The 21,549-nt window shown below is 62.2% G+C and carries 12 protein-coding genes and 2 pseudogenes; 10 read left to right on the top strand and 4 right to left on the bottom strand.

Annotation, left to right across the window (positions count from 1 at the left end):
- Position 1 precedes the first annotated feature (1 nt).
- The 4 genes from LB524_RS21565 (at position 2) to LB524_RS21550 (ending at position 12,467) form a co-directional block, all read left to right on the top strand.
- A complete protein-coding gene (locus LB524_RS21565; RefSeq protein WP_224529933.1) occupies positions 2-580 on the top strand; it encodes a HutD family protein in 579 nt (192 codons plus the stop codon).
- Between the two features lie 288 nt (positions 581-868).
- On the top strand, positions 869-9,457 hold the full coding sequence (locus LB524_RS21560; protein ID WP_224529931.1) for a GH36-type glycosyl hydrolase domain-containing protein: 8,589 nt from the start codon (positions 869-871) through the stop codon (positions 9,455-9,457).
- A gap of 371 nt (positions 9,458-9,828) precedes the next feature.
- Positions 9,829-11,601, top strand: a complete 1,773-nt coding sequence (locus LB524_RS21555) for a glucan ABC transporter ATP-binding protein/ permease (RefSeq protein WP_224529930.1) — start codon at positions 9,829-9,831, stop codon at positions 11,599-11,601.
- A 104-nt stretch (positions 11,602-11,705) separates the two neighbouring features.
- Positions 11,706-12,467, top strand: coding sequence for a heme ABC transporter permease (locus LB524_RS21550; RefSeq protein WP_140792953.1), 762 nt, complete (start codon positions 11,706-11,708; stop codon positions 12,465-12,467).
- An 8-nt stretch (positions 12,468-12,475) separates the two neighbouring features.
- Here LB524_RS21550 and LB524_RS21545 read toward each other — a convergent pair whose 3' ends face one another.
- Complete coding sequence (locus tag LB524_RS21545) at positions 12,476-13,534, bottom strand: D-TA family PLP-dependent enzyme (RefSeq protein ID WP_224529927.1); 1,059 nt, start codon at positions 13,532-13,534, stop codon at positions 12,476-12,478.
- Between the two features lie 198 nt (positions 13,535-13,732).
- Here LB524_RS21545 and LB524_RS21540 point away from each other — a divergent pair, with 198 nt between their 5' ends.
- Together LB524_RS21540 and LB524_RS21535 are read left to right on the top strand one after the other, a co-directional pair.
- A complete protein-coding gene (locus LB524_RS21540) occupies positions 13,733-14,419 on the top strand; it encodes a D-lyxose/D-mannose family sugar isomerase (protein WP_015318300.1) in 687 nt (228 codons plus the stop codon).
- A gap of 72 nt (positions 14,420-14,491) precedes the next feature.
- Entirely contained in the window at positions 14,492-14,893 is a 402-nt protein-coding gene (locus LB524_RS21535; RefSeq protein ID WP_224529925.1) for a hypothetical protein, read from the top strand.
- Positions 14,894-14,923: 30 nt separating this feature from the next.
- Here LB524_RS21535 and LB524_RS21530 read toward each other — a convergent pair.
- Both LB524_RS21530 and LB524_RS21525 read right to left on the bottom strand, forming a co-directional pair.
- Positions 14,924-16,610 (bottom strand): annotated as a pseudogene (locus tag LB524_RS21530) (hypothetical protein).
- Positions 16,611-16,744: 134 nt separating this feature from the next.
- The gene (locus tag LB524_RS21525; RefSeq protein ID WP_224529920.1) at positions 16,745-17,377 is read right to left on the bottom strand and encodes a hypothetical protein; all 633 of its coding nucleotides are present in this window, start codon (positions 17,375-17,377) and stop codon (positions 16,745-16,747) included.
- Between the two features lie 545 nt (positions 17,378-17,922).
- Here LB524_RS21525 and LB524_RS28910 point away from each other — a divergent pair.
- The 3 genes and pseudogenes from LB524_RS28910 (at position 17,923) to LB524_RS21510 (ending at position 19,660) form a co-directional block, all read left to right on the top strand.
- Positions 17,923-18,373: pseudogene (locus LB524_RS28910) on the top strand (YidB family protein).
- A 9-nt stretch (positions 18,374-18,382) separates the two neighbouring features.
- Positions 18,383-18,859 (top strand): hypothetical protein, encoded by a 477-nt coding sequence (locus LB524_RS21515; RefSeq protein WP_224529919.1) that lies wholly within the window; start codon positions 18,383-18,385, stop codon positions 18,857-18,859.
- 519 nt (positions 18,860-19,378) lie between these two features.
- Positions 19,379-19,660, top strand: a complete 282-nt coding sequence (locus tag LB524_RS21510; RefSeq protein ID WP_224529918.1) for a hypothetical protein — start codon at positions 19,379-19,381, stop codon at positions 19,658-19,660.
- A gap of 312 nt (positions 19,661-19,972) precedes the next feature.
- Here the strand turns inward: LB524_RS21510 and LB524_RS21505 are convergent, their stop codons facing one another.
- Positions 19,973-20,533, bottom strand: a complete 561-nt coding sequence (locus tag LB524_RS21505) for an EF-hand domain-containing protein (RefSeq protein ID WP_224529917.1) — start codon at positions 20,531-20,533, stop codon at positions 19,973-19,975.
- Between the two features lie 577 nt (positions 20,534-21,110).
- Here LB524_RS21505 and LB524_RS21500 point away from each other — a divergent pair.
- Entirely contained in the window at positions 21,111-21,386 is a 276-nt protein-coding gene (locus LB524_RS21500) for a hypothetical protein (protein WP_140617092.1), read from the top strand.
- The last annotated feature ends 163 nt before the right edge of the window (positions 21,387-21,549 follow it).

The following is a 21,549-nucleotide window of genomic DNA, read 5'->3' as shown; positions in this document are numbered from 1 at the left end:
CATGCGCGTTCTTCGTGCCGCCGACTACCGCGTCATGCCGTGGAAGAACGGCGGCGGTACGACGACCGAGATCGCCGTCTCGCCCGCTGGCGCTGGGCTCGACGATTTCGACTGGCGCGTCTCGATGGCCCGGGTCGAGACGAGCGGGCCGTTCTCCAGCTTTGCCGGCATCGACCGCACCCTGTCGGTTCTGGAAGGCGAGGGGATCGTGCTTGACGTCGCCGGCCTTCTGCCCGAGCGGATGACAGCGGCTTCCCAGCCTTTTTCCTTTCCAGCCGACCAGCCGACGAGTGCCGCGCTGATCGCCGGCCCGATTACCGATCTCAACGTCATGACCCGCCGCGGCCGCATGTTGCATCAAGTCGAATGCCTGCCGGTTTCGGCGCCTGTGGAAATCTCGACCGAGGCCTGTTCCACCCTCATCCTTTGCCACAGAGGCCATGCCATTTTCGCCGGTGCCGCGCCTATCCGCCTCGGGCCGCTAGACACCCTGCTGCTCGGGCCGGATGTTTCTGTCTCGCGGGTTGAGCCCGCCCCGGATGCGACCCTTTTCGTGGTCCGTATAATCGGGGCCGCCTGACGCGTTTGCCGCCAACGGTTACCGCCTGTTTCCAAACATGATCGTGATGCCGGCGAAATATAGCGTAAGCTGACGGTGGCATCACGAAAAAGCCCGAATCCTCTCCGTCGATCGGTCCCGACGGGAGCGAGGGGCGCTCGTCTTTGAGTTGGTCGAAAGATGACGCTCCGTCGTGGTGCGGAAACAAACTTTCGGCATAGGGGTTGATGCAGCCGATTGCATTTGAACCGGTTTTAGGGCCATTGCCGTGGCGGTGACGCCGCTGAGTGCCCGCTTACGGAATTTTCAATGAATATTCAGACGAACCCAGCCCAGATCGAGAAGACAAGCGCGAGCTTCCCGGCCATCACGGAAGAGCCGATACGATCGGTATTCCTGCCGGAGGAACGGCTCCGGCTGCTCGGCGAGAGCCTGGCCAAGGGCGATCTGACGGATCTGTTCGGCTTGATCCCGTTCGACTTCCAGGCCCGCATCCGTGACAGCGCCAAGAAGATCCTCGAAGTCTACCGGTCGACCAATGCCGCGCAGGGGAGGGGCGAAACCATCACGCCGGCCGCGCAGTGGCTGCTCGACAACAACTATCTGATCGAGGAAACCATTTTCCAGGTCAAACGCGACCTACCGCGCCGCTTCTACCGGCAATTGCCAACGCTGAAACTGCCCGACGGCGGCACCGTGCCGCGCGCATTGGCTCTGGCCTGGACCTATGTCGCGCATTCCGACAGTTCCGTCTCGGCGACCATGTTCAAGTCCATCGTCCAGGGTTTTCAGTCGGTCGAGCCGCTGAAAATCGGCGAACTCTGGGCACTGCCGTCCCTTTTGCGCTTCGTGCTCATCGAAAACCTCCGCCGCCTGGCGGTCAGGGTCAACCGCACCCGCCAGATGCGCCAGATCGCCAACGACGTGGCCGACAAGGTGCTGGCGACCGACGACAATCCGGACCGGCAGGCGATCCTTGCCAATTTCAGCGCGCATGCACAGGACACCACCTTCGCCACTCAGCTGCTCTATCGCCTGCGTGACGGATCGCAGAATGCCGGCAAGGCGCTGGAGTGGCTGGAAGGCGAACTCGAAAAGACCGGCTCGGATGCCGAGGAAATCATCATTTCCGAGCACCAGACGCTGTCCAGCGGCAATGTGACCACCGGCAACATCGTTCGCGGCCTGCGCCTCATCAACGACGTCGACTGGACGGTGTGGTTCGAGGGCGTCAGTCGCATCGATACCGTGCTGCGCGAGCGCACGGATTTCGCCGCGCTCGACTTCTTCTCGCGCGATCAATACCGCACCGCGATCGAGGAACTGGCACGCCGCTCGAACCTGTCGGAGTACCGTGTCGCCGAAAAAGCCATCGAACTGGCCGGCCATGCTGTCAGCGAAACCGTCCCGGAGAGCGGTGAGGGGGTTGATGCCCAGGCTGCATCCGTTCACACCGATGTCGGTTTCTATCTCGTTGGCCCGCGTCGGCTGGAACTCGAAAAGACGATCGGTTATCGGCCCACGATCAGCCAGATCGTCAAGCGGACCTTCGCCAAGACCGGATGGCTTGGCATCGTCCTGCCCGTCTTCGCCCTGACCGTCCTGCTGCTCGTCCTGTCGGGCAACGCCCTTTCCAATCTCGGCCTGTCGGTGCCGTCCATCGTGCTGATGCTGGCCCTGTTTGCCGTGCCGGCCAGCGAAGGCGCGCTCGCTTTCTTCAACACCGTGGTCTCGCTCTTCCTCAAGCCGACACGCCTGATCGGCTATGACTACAGGCACGGCGTGCCGCCCGAGGCGCGCACCCTGGTGGTCGTGCCGTCGCTGATCGGCTCCCGTGACGATGTCGAGGAAAACATCCGTAACATCGAAGTGCATTACCTTGCCAATCTGGCGGACGAGATCCATTTCGCGCTGCTCTCGGATTGGCCCGACAGCAAGATCGAGATCGATGCGGCCGATACCGAGATCTTAGACTTCGCTCGCGCCGAAATCGCCCGCCTCAATGCGCGCTATCCCTCCGAAGGCGCGCCGCGCTTTTACATCCTGCACCGCCGCCGGCTCTACAATGCCGCTCAAGGGTCCTGGATGGGTTGGGAGCGCAAGCGCGGCAAACTGCACGAACTCGATCTCTTGCTGCGCGGCGACAGCGATACCACCTTCCTGCCGCTCGAAGTGCCGCTGCCGGAAAAAGTCGTCCATGTGATGACGCTCGACGCCGATACCCGCACCACCCGTGATGCCGTATCGAGCCTTGTCGGCAAGCTATGCCATCCGCTCAACCGCCCGCATTTCGACGCCACCAGGCGCGTCGTCACCGCCGGCTACACCATCCTGCAGCCGCGCATCACCGCTTCGCTCACCAGCGGCGACGAAGCCTCGTTCTTCCAGCGCGTCTTCTCGGCCAATCGCGGCCTTGATCCTTATGTCTTCGCTGTTTCGGATCTCTATCAGGACGTCTTCAGCGACGGGTCCTTCACCGGCAAGGGCCTCTATCATGTCGATGCCTTCGAGGCCGCTTTGCAGGGCCGCATCGAGGAAAACACCATTCTCAGCCACGATCTGCTCGAAGGCGCGCTGGCGCGCGCCGCGCTGGTCACCGACGTCGAACTGGTCGAGGATTACCCGACCCGCTACTCGGTCGATGCCTCGCGCCACCATCGCTGGGCGCGCGGCGACTGGCAGCTTTTGGGGTACATCTTCAACCCGCGCTCCGGCGTTCCGGCCCTGTCGCGCTGGAAGATGGTCGACAATCTGCGCCGCTCGCTGACGCCGATCTTCTGGGTGATGGCGGCGATCGCCGGCTGGACCTTGCTGCCCTTCACGCAGGCCGCGCAGTGGCAGGCCTTGCTGATCCTGAGCCTGTTCATGGCGCCGACCTTCGACGTCGTCAACGCCATCCTGCCCAAGAGCGGCGACCAGACGCCGCGCGGCCATTTCTCGGCGCTGGCGCGTGACGTCGCCTTCGGCACCGCCATGGTGGCGCTGAAGATCGTGCTGATGGCACATAACGCCTGGATGATGGGCGATGCCATCGTGCGCACGCTCTACCGGCTGTTCGTCAGCCGGCAGAACCTCCTGGAATGGCGCACCGCCTCGCAGGCGCACAAGGCCGGCGACAACGATGTCGGCTCCTATTACGGCATGATGTATGGCGCCGTGATCATCGGCTTTGTCGGCCTCGCCATTCCGGTGCTGGCCGATTCCACCGGTGCCTTCGTCGCCTTTTTCTTTGCCTTGTTCTGGATCGGCTCGCCGGCGATCGCCAGCTGGATCAGCCGCTCGGCTGAAACCGAGGATCGGCTGCGCATATCGCAAGCCGACATCCACACGCTGCGCACCGTGGCGCGCCGTACCTGGCATTATTTCGAGAGCTTCGTGACGGCAGAGCATCACAATCTGCCGCCCGACAATTTCCAGGAGAGCCCCGCGCCAGTCGTGGCGCCGCGCACCTCGCCGACCAACATCGGCGTCTACTTGCTCTCGGTCGTCTCGGCACGCGATTTCGGCTGGATCAGCCTGTCCGATGCCATCACCCGCATCGACGCCACCATGACCACCATCGAGAGTATGCCGCGTCATCGTGGCCATCTCTTCAACTGGTACGACACCACGACGCTGAAGCCGCTCTATCCGCTCTACATCTCGGCTGTCGACAGCGGCAATCTCGCCGGCCACCTGGTGGCGGTGGCGGCTGCCTGCGCCGAATGGGCGGAAGCCCCTTCCGTCCACCTGCAGGGCGATTTCGAAGGCATCCTCGATACGGTGACCATCCTGAGCGAAAGCCTCGATGAACTGCCCGACGACCGCCGCCAGTTGCGCCCGTTGCGCCAACGCCTTGTCGATCGCCTCGACGGCATGCGTCGCGCGGTTGAGACGATCAAGGCACAGCCGGAAATGGCCTCGATCCGCACCATCAACCTGGCGGTGCTGGCCGGCGAAATCCGCAAGCTTGCCACCGCCATTCACACCGAAGCCGCATCGCCGCAAAGCGACGTCATCGTCGACTGGACGGCAAGGCTCGAAACCACCTGCGAGGCGCACGTCCACGACGCCCACAGCGACGAGAACGCCGTCGAGGCTCTGCGTGCCAAGCTGCTCACCTTGCGCGAGCGCACCCGTCGTTTCGCCTTCGAGATGGAGTTCGCCTTCCTGATGCGGCCGGAGCGCAAGCTTTTGTCGATCGGCTACCGGGTCGAGGAACATCAGCTCGACGAAAGCTGCTACGACCTTCTCGCCTCCGAGGCGCGGTTGACCAGCCTGTTCGCCATCGCCAAGGGCGATCTGCCGACCGAACATTGGTTCAGGCTTGGCCGCCCGATCGTCGAGATCGGCTTCCAGGGTGCGCTGATGTCGTGGTCCGGCTCGATGTTCGAATATCTGATGCCGCCGCTGGTGATGAAGGAGCCGCAAGGCTCGATCCTCAACCAGACCAGCAAGCTGATCATCAAGCGCCAGATGCAGTATGGTCGCCAGAAGAACGTGCCGTGGGGCATTTCGGAAGCGGCCTACAACGCCCGCGACCGGGAACTGACCTATCAGTACACCAATTTCGGCGTGCCCGGCCTCGGACTGAAGCGTGGCCTTGGCCAGAACACGGTGATTGCGCCTTACGCGACTATCATGGCGGCGCAGTTCAACCCGCGCGAAGCGGTGCAGAACCTGACCCGGCTGCGCGAGATCGGCGCGCTTGGCCGTCATGGCTATTATGATGCGGTCGACTTCACGCCGCAGCGCGTACCGGAAGGCACCAACCACGCGGTCGTGCTGAACTACTATGCCCACCATTCGGGCATGTCGATCGCTGCCGTCGCCGACGCCATCTTCGAAGGTCGCCTGCGCGATCGCTTCCACAGCGATCCGGTCATTGAATCGGCCGAATTGCTGCTGCAGGAGAGGGCGCCGCGCGACATTCCGACCGCCACCGTCCGCACCGAGGCCGACGAGCGCTCCAAGGACGAGACGGAGACCGAGAGCCCCGACACCCGCATCGTGCTCGATCCCGCGCGGGCGCTGCGTTCGACCAATGTGATGTCGAATGGCCGCTATTCGGTGATGGTGACCGCGACCGGCTCCGGCTACAGCCGCTGGGGCGATCTTTCCGTCACCCGCTGGCAACCCGATCCGGTCGAGGATCGGCTTGGCTCCTACATCTTCCTGCGCGATGCCGCCACTGGCGACTGGTGGTCCGCGACTTCGGAACCCAGGCGCGCGGCCGAGGAAAAGACGCAGGCCCTGTTTTCCGATGACAAGGCGAGCTTCGTGAAGCTGGTCGGCACGCTGCGCTCCGAAGTGGAGTGCATCGTCATCTCCGAGGGCAATGGCGAAGGCCGTCGCATCACGCTCTACAATGAGAGCACATCCGACCGTCACATCGAGGTGACGTCCTTTGCAGAACTGGTCCTGGGTTCGGAAGCTTCCGACAACGCGCATCCGGCCTTCTCGAAAATGTTCGTGGAAACGGAAATCGCCGCCAACAAGGGCGCGATCTTCGCCACGCGCCGCAAGCGTGAAACCAGCGAACCGGATGTGACGCTGGTGCATTTCGTCACCGATCCGTCGGGACCGGCGCGTGATGCCGAGGCCGAGACCGACAGGCGCGCCTTCATCGGCCGTGGCCGCACCATCGTCGATGCCGCCGCCTTCGATCCAGGCGCCAGGCTTGGCGGCCATTCCGGCTTCACGCTCGATCCCATCGCCTCGCTGCGTCGTCAGGTGCGCGTACCCGCCAACAAGAAAATATCGCTGACCTTCTGGACCGTCGTCGGGGCAAACCGTGCCGAGCTGGAGGAGGCGATAAGCCGGCTCGACCATCAGGAGAGCTTTGCCCGGCAGGCGATGCTTGCCTGGACGCGTAGCCAGGTGCAGACCCGCCATATGGGCCTCAGTCTGACCGACGCGGCCAATGTGCAGAAACTGGCGCGCTATCTGATCTATCCCGACCCGTTTTTGCGGCTGCCGGCCGAGTCCATCGCTTCCGGGTTGGGCAAGCAGTCGAGCCTGTGGCCGACCAGTATTTCGGGCGATTACCCGATCTTCCTGGTCAGGATCGGTGACGTTGCCGATCTCGAGATCGTAGCCCAGGCGTTGCGCTTCCAGGAATACATGCGCACCCGCGGCATGATGATCGACTTCGTCGTCGTCAACGAGCAGGCTTCGTCCTATGTCCAGGATCTGCAGCGCGCGGTCGAGACGCTGTGCGAAAACAGCCGCTTGCGCGGCAAGGAACTCGGACCCCGCCAGCACATTTTCGCGGTGCGCCGCGACCTGATGGAGGAAACCACCTACAAGACGCTGCTCGCCGTCGCCCGGGTTGTGCTGCATACACGTAACGGCACCATCTTCGACCAGATCGAACGGGCCGAGGCGGCCGCGCTGCAGGCGCGCGATGGCTTGCAGCCGGCAGGATTGCCGGGTTCGCGCGAAATCGCGGCGCTCGCACCGCAGATGCATGCATTTGCCTCGCAGGCTGTGGCCGACGTCAGCGCCGATGGCTCCGGCCTAAGCCTGTGGAATGGTTTCGGCGGCTTCGACGGCGACGGGCGGCACTATGTGGTGCGCCTGGCTGGCCGGCGCACGACGCCGCAACCCTGGATTAACGTCGTCTCCAACGCGTCGTTCGGCTTCCACACCTCGGCCGAGGGAGCGGCCTTCACCTGGAGCCGCAACAGCCGCGATTACCAGCTGACGCCATGGTCGAACGATCCGGTGTCCAACCGGCCGGGCGAGGGCATCTATATTTACGACCAGGCCAGCGGCAAGGCGTTCTCTCCGCTCGCAGCGGTGGTGCGCGATCCCGCGATGACCTACGAGGCCTGGCATGGCCAGGGCTTCTCGACCTTCCGCTCGAAGCGCGGACCGTTGTCGATGGACCTGACCCATGTCGTCGATCCCATCGATCCGGTGAAGATCACGCGGCTGCGCATCCAGAATTCCGGCCCGGTACCGGCTCGGCTGCGCGTCTATGCTTACGCCGAATGGGTGCTTGGCGGGCATCGGTCGCGCACCGCGGCAACCATAGTGCCGTCCCGCGACGGAGCCACCGGCGCGTTGCTAGCGCAAAATCCCTACGGGCTCGATTTCAGCGAGCGGGTGGCCTTCCTCGCCGCCGACACCGGCGTCCACTCGGTGACGTCAGACCGGGCCGAATTCCTCGGCCGGCACGGGTCCAGCGAGCTGCCACAGGCGGTGCTGAGCGGTTCGGCCCTGTCGGGTCGCGTCGAGGCCGGAGATGATCCTTGCGCGGCGATCGCTCGCGACGTCGAGATTCCGGCCGGCGCCGACGTCACACTTATCTGGCTGCTCGGCGATGCCGATTCCGCCGCGCAGGCGAGCGCGTTGGTGCAGACGCACCGGGGCAAGGACTTCGACCAGCGCCTGGCCGACAATGAGCGCGAATGGCGCGCCTTCCTCGACACCATCCAGGTGGAGACGCCGGACAAGGCACTCGATGCCATGGTCAATCACTGGCTGCCCTATCAGAGCCTTGCCTGCCGCATCCGCGCCCGCTCGGCCTTCTACCAGGCAAGCGGCGCCTTCGGCTTCCGCGATCAGTTGCAGGACACGCTCGCCTTGCTGGCGCACGACCCGACGCTGGCGCGCGACCAGATCCTCAACGCCGCGCGGCGGCAGTTCCCGGAGGGTGACGTGCAGCATTGGTGGCTGCCGCGCACCGGCGCCGGCGTGCGTACCTTGATCTCCGACGACGTGGTGTGGCTCGCCCACGCCACGGCCCGCTATCTCATGGTGACCGGCGACGCCGCCATCCTGAAGGAGCAACTGCCATTCCTCGACGGACAGGCGCTGGGTGAAGGCGAGCACGACGCCTTCTTCACCCCTGAAATCTCGAAGAAGACGGTGTCGCTCTACGACCACTGCGCGCGTGCGCTCGACCTTGCCATCAAGCGCAGCAGTCCAGCCGGCCTGCCGCTGATCCTTGGCGGCGACTGGAACGACGGCATGAACCGTGTCGGCGAACACGGCAAGGGCGAGAGCGTGTGGCTGGGTTGGTTCCTGTTGAAGACGCTGGGCGACTTCGCCGCGGTCGCCAAGACCGAGGGCGACACCAAGCGCGCACAGGCCTGGGCAAAGCATGCCGACGCGCTGAAGCGGGCACTCGAAAGCACGGCATGGGACGGCGAATGGTACCGGCGCGGCAGTTTCGATGATGGTACGCCTTTGGGCTCGCGTACATCGCAGGAGTGCAAGATCGACTCCATCGCCCAGTCCTGGAGCGTGCTGTCGGGCGAGGGCGACCCGGCGCGGTCGACCACGGCCATGCAGCAGGCGACGAAGCTGCTCGTCGACGACCGTCTCAAGATCGTCAAACTGTTCACGCCACCCTTCTCGAAGACACAGAAGGACCCCGGCTACATCAAGAGCTATCCACCTGGCGTGCGCGAGAATGGCGGCCAGTATACCCACGCGGCGACGTGGTTCGTCATTGCGCTGGCCGAGATGGGGCAGACCGATGAAGCTTATCGCTGCTTCTCGATGCTGAATCCGGTCAACCACGCGTTCGACGAGGCCTCGGCCGAGCACTACCGCGTCGAGCCCTACGTGGTGGCGGCCGATATCTACGCCGGCGATGACAAGGGAGGTCGCGGCGGCTGGACCTGGTACACCGGCTCGGCGGGCTGGCTTTACCGGGCGGCGGTCGAAGGCATCCTGGGCATCGAACGGCGCGGCAAGCAGATCACATTCCGGCCGAAGCTGCCCAGCCACTGGGATGGCTACCAGGCTTCACTCAAGATGCTGGGCGCCGAGATCAAGGTCCAGGTCATTCGCGACAAAAAGGCCAAGACGATCTCGCTCGAAGTCAATGGTTCGAAGACAAAATCGACGTCCTTCGCACCCAAAGCTGGTGACCAGACCGAGGTCGTGGTCAAGATACCGGCATGAAATCAACCGTTTAGTGATTAGATCGCGCGTCCTCCGGGACGCGCGATGCCGTGCATTGTTTACTTGCGCGCGGGGTGCCGACGACGTTGGCCAGCCGCCCGGACGAAGTCGTGCCGGCCTGCCGTGATTAAAAATGTGGCACAGCTCGACCACTGCCATGATTTTGCCGCAAGGCTGACATTTCACCTTTTATCTCAAACTGTTAGGTGATCACGCCAGATTTCGTATCGTCGTCATCTTTTGTTCGCTAAATGGGAACGGAAGAGATAGACGGGCATTGTTTTGCGACGCATCAACCGTTACGTGTCAGGAAATGGTGCGGTGCACAATATTGGTATTGGGCACAATAGAACGTTGGCGGAGTAGCTGAAGTGTCACTTCTGCAGATCTATTGGAGAGCGCTGGGGTATCTGGCTGCCGACAAGAAGCGCGTCGCGCTGATCTGTTCGGCCAACGTCGCTCTTGCAGCCATCGCGATCCTTGAGCCGATCATGTTCGGCCGGGTCATCGACGCGATTTCCGCGCACGGTTCGGTTTTCTCCACGCTCGCCGTGTGGGCCGGCATCGGCGCCTTCAATGTCATGGCTTTCGTCCTGGTGGCGCGCGGCGCCGACCGGTTCGCGCACGCCCGGCGCAGCGAAGTGCTCTGTCAGTCGTTCGAGCGCGTCATAACCATGCCGCTCGCCTGGCATCATCAGCGTGGCACCTCGAATGCCCTCCACACGCTGCTGCGCGCCGTCGAGACTCTGTTCAGCCTCTGGCTTGAATTCATGCGCCAGCACTTGTCGACCGCTGTCGCGCTCGTTCTGCTGGTTCCGACGGCGCTCAGCATGGATGTGCGCATGTCGATGGTTCTGCTCGTGCTCGGCGTGCTCTATGTCGGCATCGGCCGCCTGGTGATGAAGCGCACCAAGGAAGGCCAGGCCGCGGTCGAGCGTCACTATCACAAGGTATTCGCGCATGTGACGGACTCGGTGAGCAACGTCGCCGTGCTGCAGAGCTACAACCGTCTCGGCTACGAGGCCGAGGCGCTGCGTGGCTACGTCAAGAACCTGCTCGACGCGCAGAACCCGGTGCTCGACTGGTGGGCTATCGCCAATGCGCTCAATCGGCTGTCGTCGACGATCTCGATGATGGTGGTGCTTCTGATCGGCGCTTACCTGGTCACTCATGGCCAGCTGCGCATCGGTGACGTCATCGCCTTCACCGGCTTCGCCACGCTGCTGATCTCACGGCTCGACCAGATGTCGGCTTTCGCGAACCAGATTTCGGAAGCTCGCGCCAAGCTCGAGGATTTCTACAAGCTCGAGGACTCGGCCGCCGATACCGCCGAGCCGGATGGTCTGCGCGACCTTGCCAACGTCACCGGCCATGTTCGTTTCGAGGATGTCAGCTTCGAGTTCGCCAATTCGGGGCAGGGCGTCAGCGACGTGTCCTTCGAGGTGCAGGCCGGCCAGACCGTCGCCATCGTCGGACCGACGGGTGCGGGCAAGACCACGCTCATCAACTTGCTGCAGCGCGTCTTCTCGCCGTCCAGTGGCCGTATCCTGATCGACGGCATCGATACCCGCACGGTGACCCGCAAGTCGCTGCGCCATTCGATCGCCACCGTGTTCCAGGACGCCGGGCTTTTGAACCGCTCGATCGAGGACAACATCCGCGTCGGCCGCGCCGATGCGACCAACGACGAGATCCATGCCGCCGCCACGGCGGCCGCGGCGCAGGATTTCATCCTAGCCAAGAGCAATGGCTACGACACGGTGGTCGGCGAACGTGGCGGCCAGCTCTCGGGCGGCGAGCGCCAGCGCATCGCCATTGCCCGTGCCGTGCTGAAGGATGCCCCGATCCTGGTGCTCGACGAGGCGACCAGCGCACTCGACGTCGAGACCGAGGACCGCGTCAAGGAAGCGATCGACGAATTGCGCCGCGACCGCACCACTTTCATCATCGCCCACCGCCTGACCACCGTCCGCGACGCCGATCTGGTCGTGTTCATGGACAAGGGCAGGGTGGTCGAGATGGGTGGCTTTGCCGAACTGTCGCTGCGCAACGGCCGCTTCGCCAGCCTGCTGCGCGCCGGCGGCCTGCTCAACGACGAGGAAGTCCGGCGCCTCAGCCGGTCGGTGCAGGGCGAGGCCGCCTGAGCCATTAACGGTTCCGCCTCCTCCCGAACGGGAGGAGGCAAGACCAGAGCTGCGACACCGCCGCTCGATTGCCCCAAACGCATCGGCGGTCTATGTAAAGTCGCATGAGTGACATCACCTCACGCCTGAGCGGCTTGACCGATCTCGCCAATCCAACGCGGTTCGTCGGGCTTGCAGACAAGCTTGTGCCGTGGCTGGCGGCGCTCGCCGCGCTCACCCTCGCGATTGGCCTCTATATGAGCTTCACCGCGCCCGAGGATTTCCAGCAGGGTATCACCGTTCGCATCATGTACATCCACGTGCCTTTCGCCTGGCTCGCCATGATGTGCTACACGCTGATGGCGGTCTCCGCGCTTGGCACGCTGGTCTGGCGCCATCCGCTGGCCGATGTCGCGCTGAAATCGGCCGCACCCATTGGAGCGGTGTTCACCGCGCTGGCGCTGATCACCGGTTCGATCTGGGGCAAGCCGATGTGGGGCACCTGGTGGGTGTGGGACGCCCGCCTGACTTCTGTCTTCGTGCTGTTCCTGATGTATCTCGGCATCATCGCGCTGACCCGTGCGCTGGATGATGCCAGCCGCGCCGCCTGGGCCGCCGCTATCATCACGCTGGTCGGCTTCATCAATATCCCGATCATCAAATTCTCGGTCGACTGGTGGAACACGCTGCACCAGCCTGCCTCGGTGTTCCGGCTCGGCGGCCCGACCATCGACCCGAGCCTGCTCTGGCCTCTGCTGGTGATGGCTGGCGGGTTTACCGTGCTGTTCTTCGCGCTGCACCTGATGGCAATGCGCACCGAAATCCGCCGCCGCCGGGTGATAGCCATGCGGCGGGTGGCAGCGCGGCAGGCGGAGCGTCCGGTCTAGCTAGAATCTCATGTCATCAGCCCGCGTGCCGCCACCGGCAGCGTTTCGAGAACCTTCTCACCGTCTATCAGATTGACCTCGTTGAACAGGTTGGTGACGACGCAGCAGTGGTCTGGCACGACGCGCACGCGTTCGCCAATGCGCAGCCTGCCGTCGGCGGAAAGCGTGACCGTGCCGTGCTCCTCGCTCAGGCCCGTCACCAGTGCTCCGGGGACGCCCATCAACTCTCCAAAATCCTTTAGCCCTAGCGTATCGCTGGACAGGGCCTTGCTGCCGCTATCGAGAATGGCGCGCGTCGCTGTCGGATGGCTGACCACGGTCGCAAGCACCGTCAGCGCGCAATCGTCGAGGCTGCCGACACCTTTGGCGACTTGGTAGCGGTCGAGATAGATGTAGGTGCCGGGCCGGTATTCGGTGACGACGGAGGTATCGGCGGAACGCCACATGTCGGGCGTGCCGCCGCTGGAAATGCGCTCACAGGCGAGCCCTGAAGCCGCCAACGCCTGTTTGGCGTCGGCAAGCCAGGCTTCGGCCTCCACTGCCCGGCCGGCGGCCGGATAGGTCATCAGCCCGCCAAGGGCAAGGCCGCCCGCCTTGTCGATCATCTTCGCCAGCGCTACCGCTTCATTGGCTGTCTGCACGCCGCAGCGACCCATGCCGGTATCGCATTCGACCAGCACGGGCAGAGGATGGCCGGCATCGGTGAAAGCTGCCGCGAGCCCTTCCAGCGTGTCCATGCTGTCGGCCGTCACCGACAGGGTCACGCGGCCATGCAGCGCCTTCAGCCGCTCGAGCTTGGCGCGTCCCAGGATGTTGTAGGGAAGAAAGATATCGGTCAGCCCGGCGTCGGCCATTACCTCGGCCTCGCCGATCTTCTGGCACGTGATGCCGACTGCACCTGCCGCCATTTGCTTCTTCGCCCAATAAGGCAGCTTGTGCGTCTTGATGTGCGGCCTGAGCTTCAGTCCGTTCTTGTCGGCATGAGCCTGTGCACGAGCAATGTTGGCTTCGGCGCGCGCGACGTCGATCAGGATCGAAGGCGTATCGAGGTCATGGATGGTCGGCATCGGCTATCCCTGTGCAATTCGCAAGGGTTATGAGCCTCAAAGCACGCGATGTCACGCGGCCAGCGGGCCGCGATCTGTTGGCCATGGGTGGCACGCGCAAGGCTCCAACAGGCAGGGCTCGATCAGGCAAGGTGGATCGACACCGCACCGGCGTTCGGCTATGCGATTGTCGGAAAAATCGACACGAGGGTCATCATCATGAAACGCTCCGCCATCAACGACATCATCCGCGAAGCCGACGCTTTCATCCGCTCGTTCGGCTATATCATGCCGCCCTTCGCCTACTGGTCGCCGGAAGAGATGAAGGCGCGCCAGGTCGATTCTTCGGCCATCTTCACCTCGCGGCTCGGCTGGGACATCACCGACTATGGCCAGGGCAAGTTCGACGATCTCGGCCTGTTCCTGTTCACCGTTCGCAACGGCCGCTACGAGGACATGAAGAAGGGCATGGGCATGCTCTATGCCGAGAAGATCATGATTTCGCGCAAGGAGCAGATGTCGCCGATGCACCGCCACAACATCAAGGCCGAGGACATCATCAACCGCGGCGGCGGCAAGCTGGTGCTTGAACTGTTCATGCATGATCGCGACGGCGGCATCGACCCCAAGGCCGAGGTTTCGGTGCCGGTCGACGGAACTATCCACAGGCTGCCGGCGGGCGGACTGCTGAAGCTTGATCCGGGCCAAAGCGTCACGCTCTTGCCCGGCGTCTGGCACGCCTTCTGGGCCGAGGGCAAGGATGTCCTGATCGGCGAGGTGTCGACCGTCAATGACGATCGCACGGACAACGTCTTCCGCGAGCCGATCGGCCGTTTCGCCGATATCGAGGAAGACACACCGCCGTTGCATCTATTGGTGGCCGACTATGACAAATGGCTGGGCTGACGGCATCCGTCCTCAACCCCGCTTTGACCCCGATTTGCGGGGCCAGCACCCAAGCCCGAGGAGAAATAAGTCTTGAAATCAGCTCTGGTTCTAGCCATTGCCGCCTTGGCGGCGCTCAGTTTCGGTATGCCGGTCCAGGCGGCGGGCTTCACCAATATCGTCCTTTCCGCGACGAAGGACGGGGGAACGCCTCAGAGCAACTTCCCTGTCGAGACACCGGTGATCTACGTCTCGGCTGACCTAGTGGATATCGCGCCAACCTCGAAAATCACATTCTCCTGGGTCTCGGTTGATTCCCACGGCGCCGCGCCGGAAAACTATACGATCGACAAGGTCGACCTCGACGTAGGAGCCAACAATCAGGCTGATTCACAGCTCAGCAAACCCACGGCGGGATGGCCGGAGGGCACCTATCGGGTTGATTTGGCCATTGATGGAACGGTTGCTGAATCGGTGCCCTTCAGCATTCCATGATTGAACTGCCCGGGAAGGGCGCAATGGGCATCAATGACAACAGCTGAGTGCCGATTGCACGCCCGTCCCGGCACAGGCACGATGAGCTGATCGGCACATCGGCCTTGGCCAGCGCCGTGGCGAGTTTTGCCTGCAGTAAAGGCAGCTCTTGGCTCGCGCCGCGCCGCGCCAAACATTCCACCAGCCCGTGCAGCGCCCAGACATTGTCCGGGTGCCGGGCGCAGCGCTGGACATTGCCGCTCAGGCCGAGATCGTCGCGATAGACCTGCTCGGCCTCTTGCGCGTGGCCCTGGTCGAGAAGCAGCGCCGCCAGCGCATGGCGCGGCGGGTGCATCCATGCCCAGGGCTCGGTGTAGGACAGATTGTCGTCCAGCTCGACCGCTTGCCTGAGATGGCCATAGGCCTGCTCGTGCCGGCCCTGATGGTAGGCAAGCTCGCCGTCGAGCAAGGCGGCACCGACGGCAAGCGAGGCGCGGGCCGGGTTGCTGAGAAAACGCCGCTCGGCTGGAATGCCTTCGAGATGCTGGTGGAAGCGTTCACGCTCGCGCTCGGCGTCGGTGAATTGCCTAAGCGTCGCATGCGCCACGCCCTTGGCATAATGCTGCATGGCCGCGGTCAGCACATAGAGGCCGGGCTCTTCGGTTGCCGGCTCGTCGATGATTTCCCGCCAGCGACCGAAGCGCACCAGCACGTGCGATTTCATCGCATGATAGCCTTCCACGGTCTGGGTGAGTTTGGGCCGATCCTGGATGGCGACCACGTCACGCGTCACCAGGCTGCGCACCTTGTCGGCGGCCCACAGCGCCGCCTGGTACTGGCCCGACAACATGCAGGTGAACATCATCAGGTGCAGATCGTGGCAGCAGCCGAGCAGATAATAGGTCGGCTCATTGGCGTAGGCGAGATAAAGGTCGTTGGCCCGAACCGCCTTTTCGCTGGCGAGCTTCGCCTTCTCATACTCGCCGCACAGCACATAGATATGCCCCGGCATGTGGTTCATGTGCCCGGCATCGGGGCACATCTCGCCGAGCAGATCGGCCGAGCGCATGCCGCGCTCCGGCTGGGTCGACATTTCCAGCAGATGGATGTGCAGGTGGACGATCGCCGGATGCTGCGTGATGCCGGCTTCGTCTGCGAGCCGGATTGACCGCTCGCAAACCTCCAGCGCCTCGACGACATCGGAATTCGGCGCCGGTTCACCGGTCTTGAGGTTCCACAGGCGCCGCACCGTGCGCATCATCAGCGCCTCGACGAGAAGCGCCATCACATCATGATCATCGGGAAAACTCTGATAGACCCGCCGCATCGTGGCGGCATAGGCGTCGTCCCATTGCTCGAATTCCTGTGGCGTCACCCGGTGCGGTTTCCGGAAGCGGCAAGCCAACGCCTCGATCAATTGTCTTTCGACCTCGCTGGCTGCAGCCGCACTGGCGCGCGCGAGCTGGACATGCTCGAAGCAACGCTTCGTCGCGCTGTTTGCCTCGGCCTCGCCATGCTCCTTCCAGGTCAGATTGTAGAAAGGCCCGGCTGCATAGGCGATTCCCCAATGAACCATCGGGCAGTCCGGATCGGTCTCCAGTGCCTTCTCAAAGCACTTGATCCCTTCCTCATGGTTGAAGCCGTAGCACCAGTTAAGACCGATATCGAACCAGCGCTGGGTCTCGGTGGAGCGGGTGGAGATCGGGCGGCGGTAGGCGCCGAGATTGAAGCGATCCATGGGGTCTCATTCAAGTCTGGTTCGCCACGAGCCAAGCCCTGGCCAGATTCTTCGCGATCAATGTGTTCCGAAATTCGTAGCCGTGGCAAACACCATGGTTTTGGGGTGAATGTGAAGAGCGGCAGCGCGCCGTCCTAGTCGGTTGCTTCGGGCGCCGCTTCGTCTTGCCAGCCGCCTAACTCCGGCAGGTCGTCAAGCCAACTTTTCTCGGTCATCACGGCATCGCCGGCCCGCGGGGCGGCCTCGGTGGCGTTTTGAATCAGCCAGTCCACCCACTTCCGATAGGCAACCGGGTCCATCTGGGGCGGCAGCACCTTGGCCTTGAGCAGCATCCTCTTGCGGAAGCTGGTTTGCCTGCGCAGTTTGGTCGTCGTGAACTTGATAGCCTTGCCTTGGTATTCAACCGTCCAGCGGTCGCCCCCATAACCGACAAGCCTGTCTACCGAGAAACCGGCATCGACCGGTCTCTCCCGCCAGGGAAGCTCGATGGCGTTCCTCCTCAGATCGATGGCCCATCGCCTGTAGTTGGCCCCGGGACGCTGGGGCGGCAGCACGCCGGCCTGTTCGAGCATCTTCCGTCGGAAGGTAGGCTGCTTCTTGAGCTGGCCGGTCGTCAGCTCGATGCGATGTCCACGGAATTCGACATGCCAGCGGATCCTCCCATTGCCGACATACTTTACCAATCTGTCGATAACGAACTCACCATCGGCAAGCATCACGCAGCCTTGGCTGATGCTTTCGACGATGAACTCGGTGTCAGTGACCATCAGGCGGCCTCATGCAGGATTCGTTCGCGAAGCGTAGCGACAGCGATGTGCCGGATTTATGCACCAGAAAAGTGTTCCGGTTCCGATTTTCGCTAAGGGACCATTTTCATTGAAAAATGCTTGGCTGGGGTTCCTGGAAGCTTTTCAAACTTTCTGGGTCGCGCCTCAACCTGAATTGCGGGTGCTTATGGACAAAGTAGGATACTAGATTCGGGTTTGTGAGGCATCGACTTCCTGGCGCGTTTGCCCACCTCATGTGCACGTCCGGAGGTATCCAAATGTGATTGGCAGCTTTGCGCCTCATCGGCCACTCAGCATCCCGTCGCACTGCCTGAAAGCGGACGTAGTCCGCAGCAGCTTGTAAGTCGCCTGCTCGACAGAGATCTGACCTATCAGTGTCCGCACCGCGAAGCCAAGCTCGGTGGATTTCCAAGCTCCACCTAAGGTTTGGTGGCCAATGCGGAACTTTTGGCAGGCCGAGAGCTTCTCCAAGCTCGAGACCACAGGAGGAACGAGTGGCCAATCTTGGAAGACTTGCGATCGCTATGCTGGGGGTCTTGGCTTATCAAAACCGCGACAAGATCGCAGAGATGATCCGTGGAGCGGGAGAGCGCGATGCAAACAATCCGCAAGGGGGGATACTGGACCAGGTGTCCAGGGGCGTTGCCGGCACCGCGCTTGGCGATATTCTCGACCGTTTTAAAAATGCAGGTGCTGGCCCGAAGGTGGACTCCTGGGTTGGCACCGGGCCGAACGAGCCGATCGAGCCTCATGAGGTGGAAAAGGCTATTGACGCGCAGACGCTGGAGGCACTTTCAGCGGACTGGCCTCTCGCGCGAAGAGCTCATTGCGAGGATCACCAGGGATCTGCCGGACGCCGTTAACCAGATGACCCCAAACGGCAAGCTGCCAGCAGATCACCGAACGAACGACTCGGTCGAGCCGACCCGACTAGACGACGTGCCACGGACCGGGAGCGGGACGCCGAAGCAATAGGAACAGGCTATGAGATATGGTCCCCATATTCTGCTGAGTTTACTTGTCACCATGGTGCCCACGTCGCTGCTCGGTGCTCAGGGATGGCAGGGCTTCGGGATCAAACATCTCGGCTTCGTGTTCGATGTCCCCCCGGGGTTTGTACTTACCCAGCGCTCCGACCAAGGGGCAGCCTTCGAGGGCAAAAACAAAGCGTTTCTCGCAGTATGGGGGGCGCAACTCGGCAAGGCGAGTTTTCGCACCGAGATAGAGCATCGCATGGCAGTGAATGAGCACGACGGCTGGAGGTTGACCTATAAGCGGGTGACGCCGCAATGGGCCAGCTATTCTGGGCTGAAGGACGGTCAGATACTGTATGTCCGCGCCGTCAAAGTATGCGAAGGCCGCGCGGCATTGTTTACGGCCACCTATAGTCGTGACGAAAAGCTCCCCTACGATCCGATTGTCGTTCGCATGGTAAGATCGCTAAGGGCCGATGGTTGTTAACCAACCAGTATACGACACGGCTGGATGGCGCTGCTTGCATGTCCTGCTGGTAGGGCATCGCATCGATCTCCAGAGGCCAGTCCGATCAAAGCGACGTCAACGGTTCTACGCCTCCTGGTTGTCCACGCTTGAGAGTCACGGCCCTGGACGCGACCGCTCGCCGGCGAGGCCCTTCGTTGCCGGCATCCGTCGAGACGGGTACGCGTGAGCACGGCATCGAAGCTCCAGGAACAAAGTGGTTCCGCTAATGTTGCGAGAAAAATTAGCGGAGACTAATATGAAATTCTTACCCGTTCTGGAACCGTGCGACACATGGGCGGTATTCGACACCACGAGCGACGAACCGGCCGAGTTTGCAGGTGAGTGCCTCATTGGTCTGACAAAGGCCGCCGCTATTTGGCTCTCGGCAAGAGCCAGCGACGATGAAAGAAGAAACCGTCGCCGGCATGCATCGAGCATCAGCGTACTGGGTAGCGGTGGGTTTCTTCAGCAGCAACCGCGTGAACAGTCGTGGGGGTGATGAGTGACGAGGCCATGGCCGCCGTATTGGCCTCACGCGATGATGAAGTGCAGGTCCTCGGTGTATTCGACGCAGCGAACAAGAAAGAAGCCGCCCTTGAACTTCGCCGTCTTGGAGAGGCAGTTCACTTTTTGGCCAACGCGTCGGTATTGGGCTACGACGTTCGTTCTGCGATAATCTTTCATGGAGTTGCGGGAGCGCCAAACTTGAGGGCGAAACAATGTGAGCAACTTTGGGCGAAACACGGCGCGCTGCTGGTAAAGTCGGACTGCAGTTCTTGAGGGGCGGCTTGTCGGTGACAGACTGGCCCGACTGTGTCTGCGAGTCCTAACGGCTGGCCCGGCCTCGCTCGATCAGACTGCTTTACGGATGACCGCCTTGAACGGATCCATGTGAGGACATCTGGCCGGATGCCCCGATCAACTTGACCTCAGGTCACTGGATGGACGATTGGGAACCGGCAGCGTGCTCGGGGGGAGAACGCGCCGGCGGCCGTATTGCCTCTCCCCAAAGCGCCTCATGGCGCCTGTGGCGTTCGCCAAACTCCGAGCCGCTTTTTGACTAGCCGGGTTTCAAGCTAAGACACTAGCCAATCACGGCATTTCTTCACGACCGCCAGAGCCATGCGAGAAGGACTGGATTTCATCCATGTCGATCTTCCCGTCACCGTTCTGGTCGATTGCAGAGAAGATTCTGCCGACAGCCTCCTGGACCTCGTTCTCGGACAGCGATCCGTCACCATCCGTGTCCAGAAGCGCCAGTACAAGTCGCATCCCGGTGCCGCGCATCATGCGAGGACCATGATTTCCGACCATTCCATGCTCACCGGCCGGGCCGCCATTGCGGTGCCGCTGCCAACCGTCTCGATGACGGGAAGCTTCCTCTTGACGGTTGTCACCCTCCTCTTGCCGATTGTTACCTTCGTTAGAGCTCCGATCCTGTTGCATTCTCTCCTGGACGGCTTGCTCAATCATCTGGCGAATCATTTCATGCGTCGGCCCACCCGTCTGTCCGCTCACATCCGGCAGTTGCCCAGCTCCGGGCTGTTGGGTCGCCGGGGTTGGTGCAGGTGTTCCGTTCGTCTGGGCGAGCGCAGGGAAGGCCGCGAACATCAAAGCGGCGGCCGCGGTGGTCGTGCAGCGTGGAAATCTCATGACAAGCTCCATTGGTTGGTCGTGGTCTGCCTCAAGCTGATTGGCTGGCCCCCAACTTGGAGTTCATTCCGATTGTTCCTCCCTGGAGATCGGGTCACGATGAAGTTACACGACTATGGAGTATGGGCTTCAACATACTGTGCCGACAGCAGCCGCACGTCATGGCCACGTGCAGTCAATTCTCGCCCAACAATGCAATGAGCTGCAGGCTTCGATCCCGACCAGGCAGCGTGGCAGGCCCTCGAAGAATGGCAGCACGCGCCCACGCGTCAGCTTCTTGCGAACGACAATCTCACCTCGTGGACTTGCGAATCGGCAGATGCGGCGGCCTCATGCGAGCCGGCCGGGGCGAAATCATCCGTAGGACATCCAGTTTGGCTGGGGAACCTGGATCTTCGGTAATCCGGCCGACGATGTGGTGACGCTGGAACCCTAACCGGCCGGATCCTCGACGCCGACCAGAAGCCCGCCGCTCGCCACGGCGGGCTTTTCACTTGCCTCGCCGTTCCCGTCATACTCGACCGGACCGAGGCGCTGCACGAAACCGAGAATTCATAATCTTGTTGCAGCGTAGGGAATGAACAAGAAAACGAAGATCATTTCTTATGCCGTGGTGCTGGCGTGCCTCGCCTTCGCAAGCTGGCGGCTTATTTTGCTTGTCTCGGCCGGCCAGTGGAAGGGAAGATTCGGCGGCTGGAGAGAATGTGAAACGTTTTGGTGCTATTCGACGGGCATGTTGTCTTATGCGAGCGTGGTTGCGTTCTGCCTCATCGCGCTCTACCTGTTGCGCTACCGCGAAAACTATGTCGCGAAGCTCTATCGAGACTACCACGAAATGAAGGGAAAGGGCTGATGCCCCGCGTGAGACATCCATTTGGGGTGTAACACCTAGCAATTTCTAATGTTCGCTAAGCAGCTGAAAAACAACGATTAAAGAGGTGTGGCTGGGGAACCTGGACAGAAATCCAACTCTCTATAAGCCGTTGAAACAAAACAACATATTGCATTCATTGACG

The organism is Mesorhizobium sp. ESP6-5 (genome assembly GCF_020164695.1).
GTDB lineage: Bacteria > Pseudomonadota > Alphaproteobacteria > Rhizobiales > Rhizobiaceae > Mesorhizobium > Mesorhizobium australicum.
The sequence above is the reverse complement of the archived record's forward strand: the minus strand, read 5'-3'. Positions and strand labels throughout refer to the sequence as shown.

Coding starts and splice junctions, on each gene's coding strand:
- LB524_RS21565 (WP_224529933.1), top strand. CDS start 2: ATGCGCGTTCTTCGTGCCGCCGACTACCGCGTCATGCCGTGGAAGAAC.
- LB524_RS21560 (WP_224529931.1), top strand. CDS start 869: ATGAATATTCAGACGAACCCAGCCCAGATCGAGAAGACAAGCGCGAGC.
- LB524_RS21550 (WP_140792953.1), top strand. CDS start 11,706: ATGAGTGACATCACCTCACGCCTGAGCGGCTTGACCGATCTCGCCAAT.
- LB524_RS21545 (WP_224529927.1), bottom strand. CDS start 13,534: ATGCCGACCATCCATGACCTCGATACGCCTTCGATCCTGATCGACGTC.
- LB524_RS21540 (WP_015318300.1), top strand. CDS start 13,733: ATGAAACGCTCCGCCATCAACGACATCATCCGCGAAGCCGACGCTTTC.
- LB524_RS21525 (WP_224529920.1), bottom strand. CDS start 17,377: ATGGTCACTGACACCGAGTTCATCGTCGAAAGCATCAGCCAAGGCTGC.
- LB524_RS21515 (WP_224529919.1), top strand. CDS start 18,383: ATGAGATATGGTCCCCATATTCTGCTGAGTTTACTTGTCACCATGGTG.
- LB524_RS21510 (WP_224529918.1), top strand. CDS start 19,379: ATGAGTGACGAGGCCATGGCCGCCGTATTGGCCTCACGCGATGATGAA.
- LB524_RS21505 (WP_224529917.1), bottom strand. CDS start 20,533: ATGAGATTTCCACGCTGCACGACCACCGCGGCCGCCGCTTTGATGTTC.
- LB524_RS21500 (WP_140617092.1), top strand. CDS start 21,111: ATGAACAAGAAAACGAAGATCATTTCTTATGCCGTGGTGCTGGCGTGC.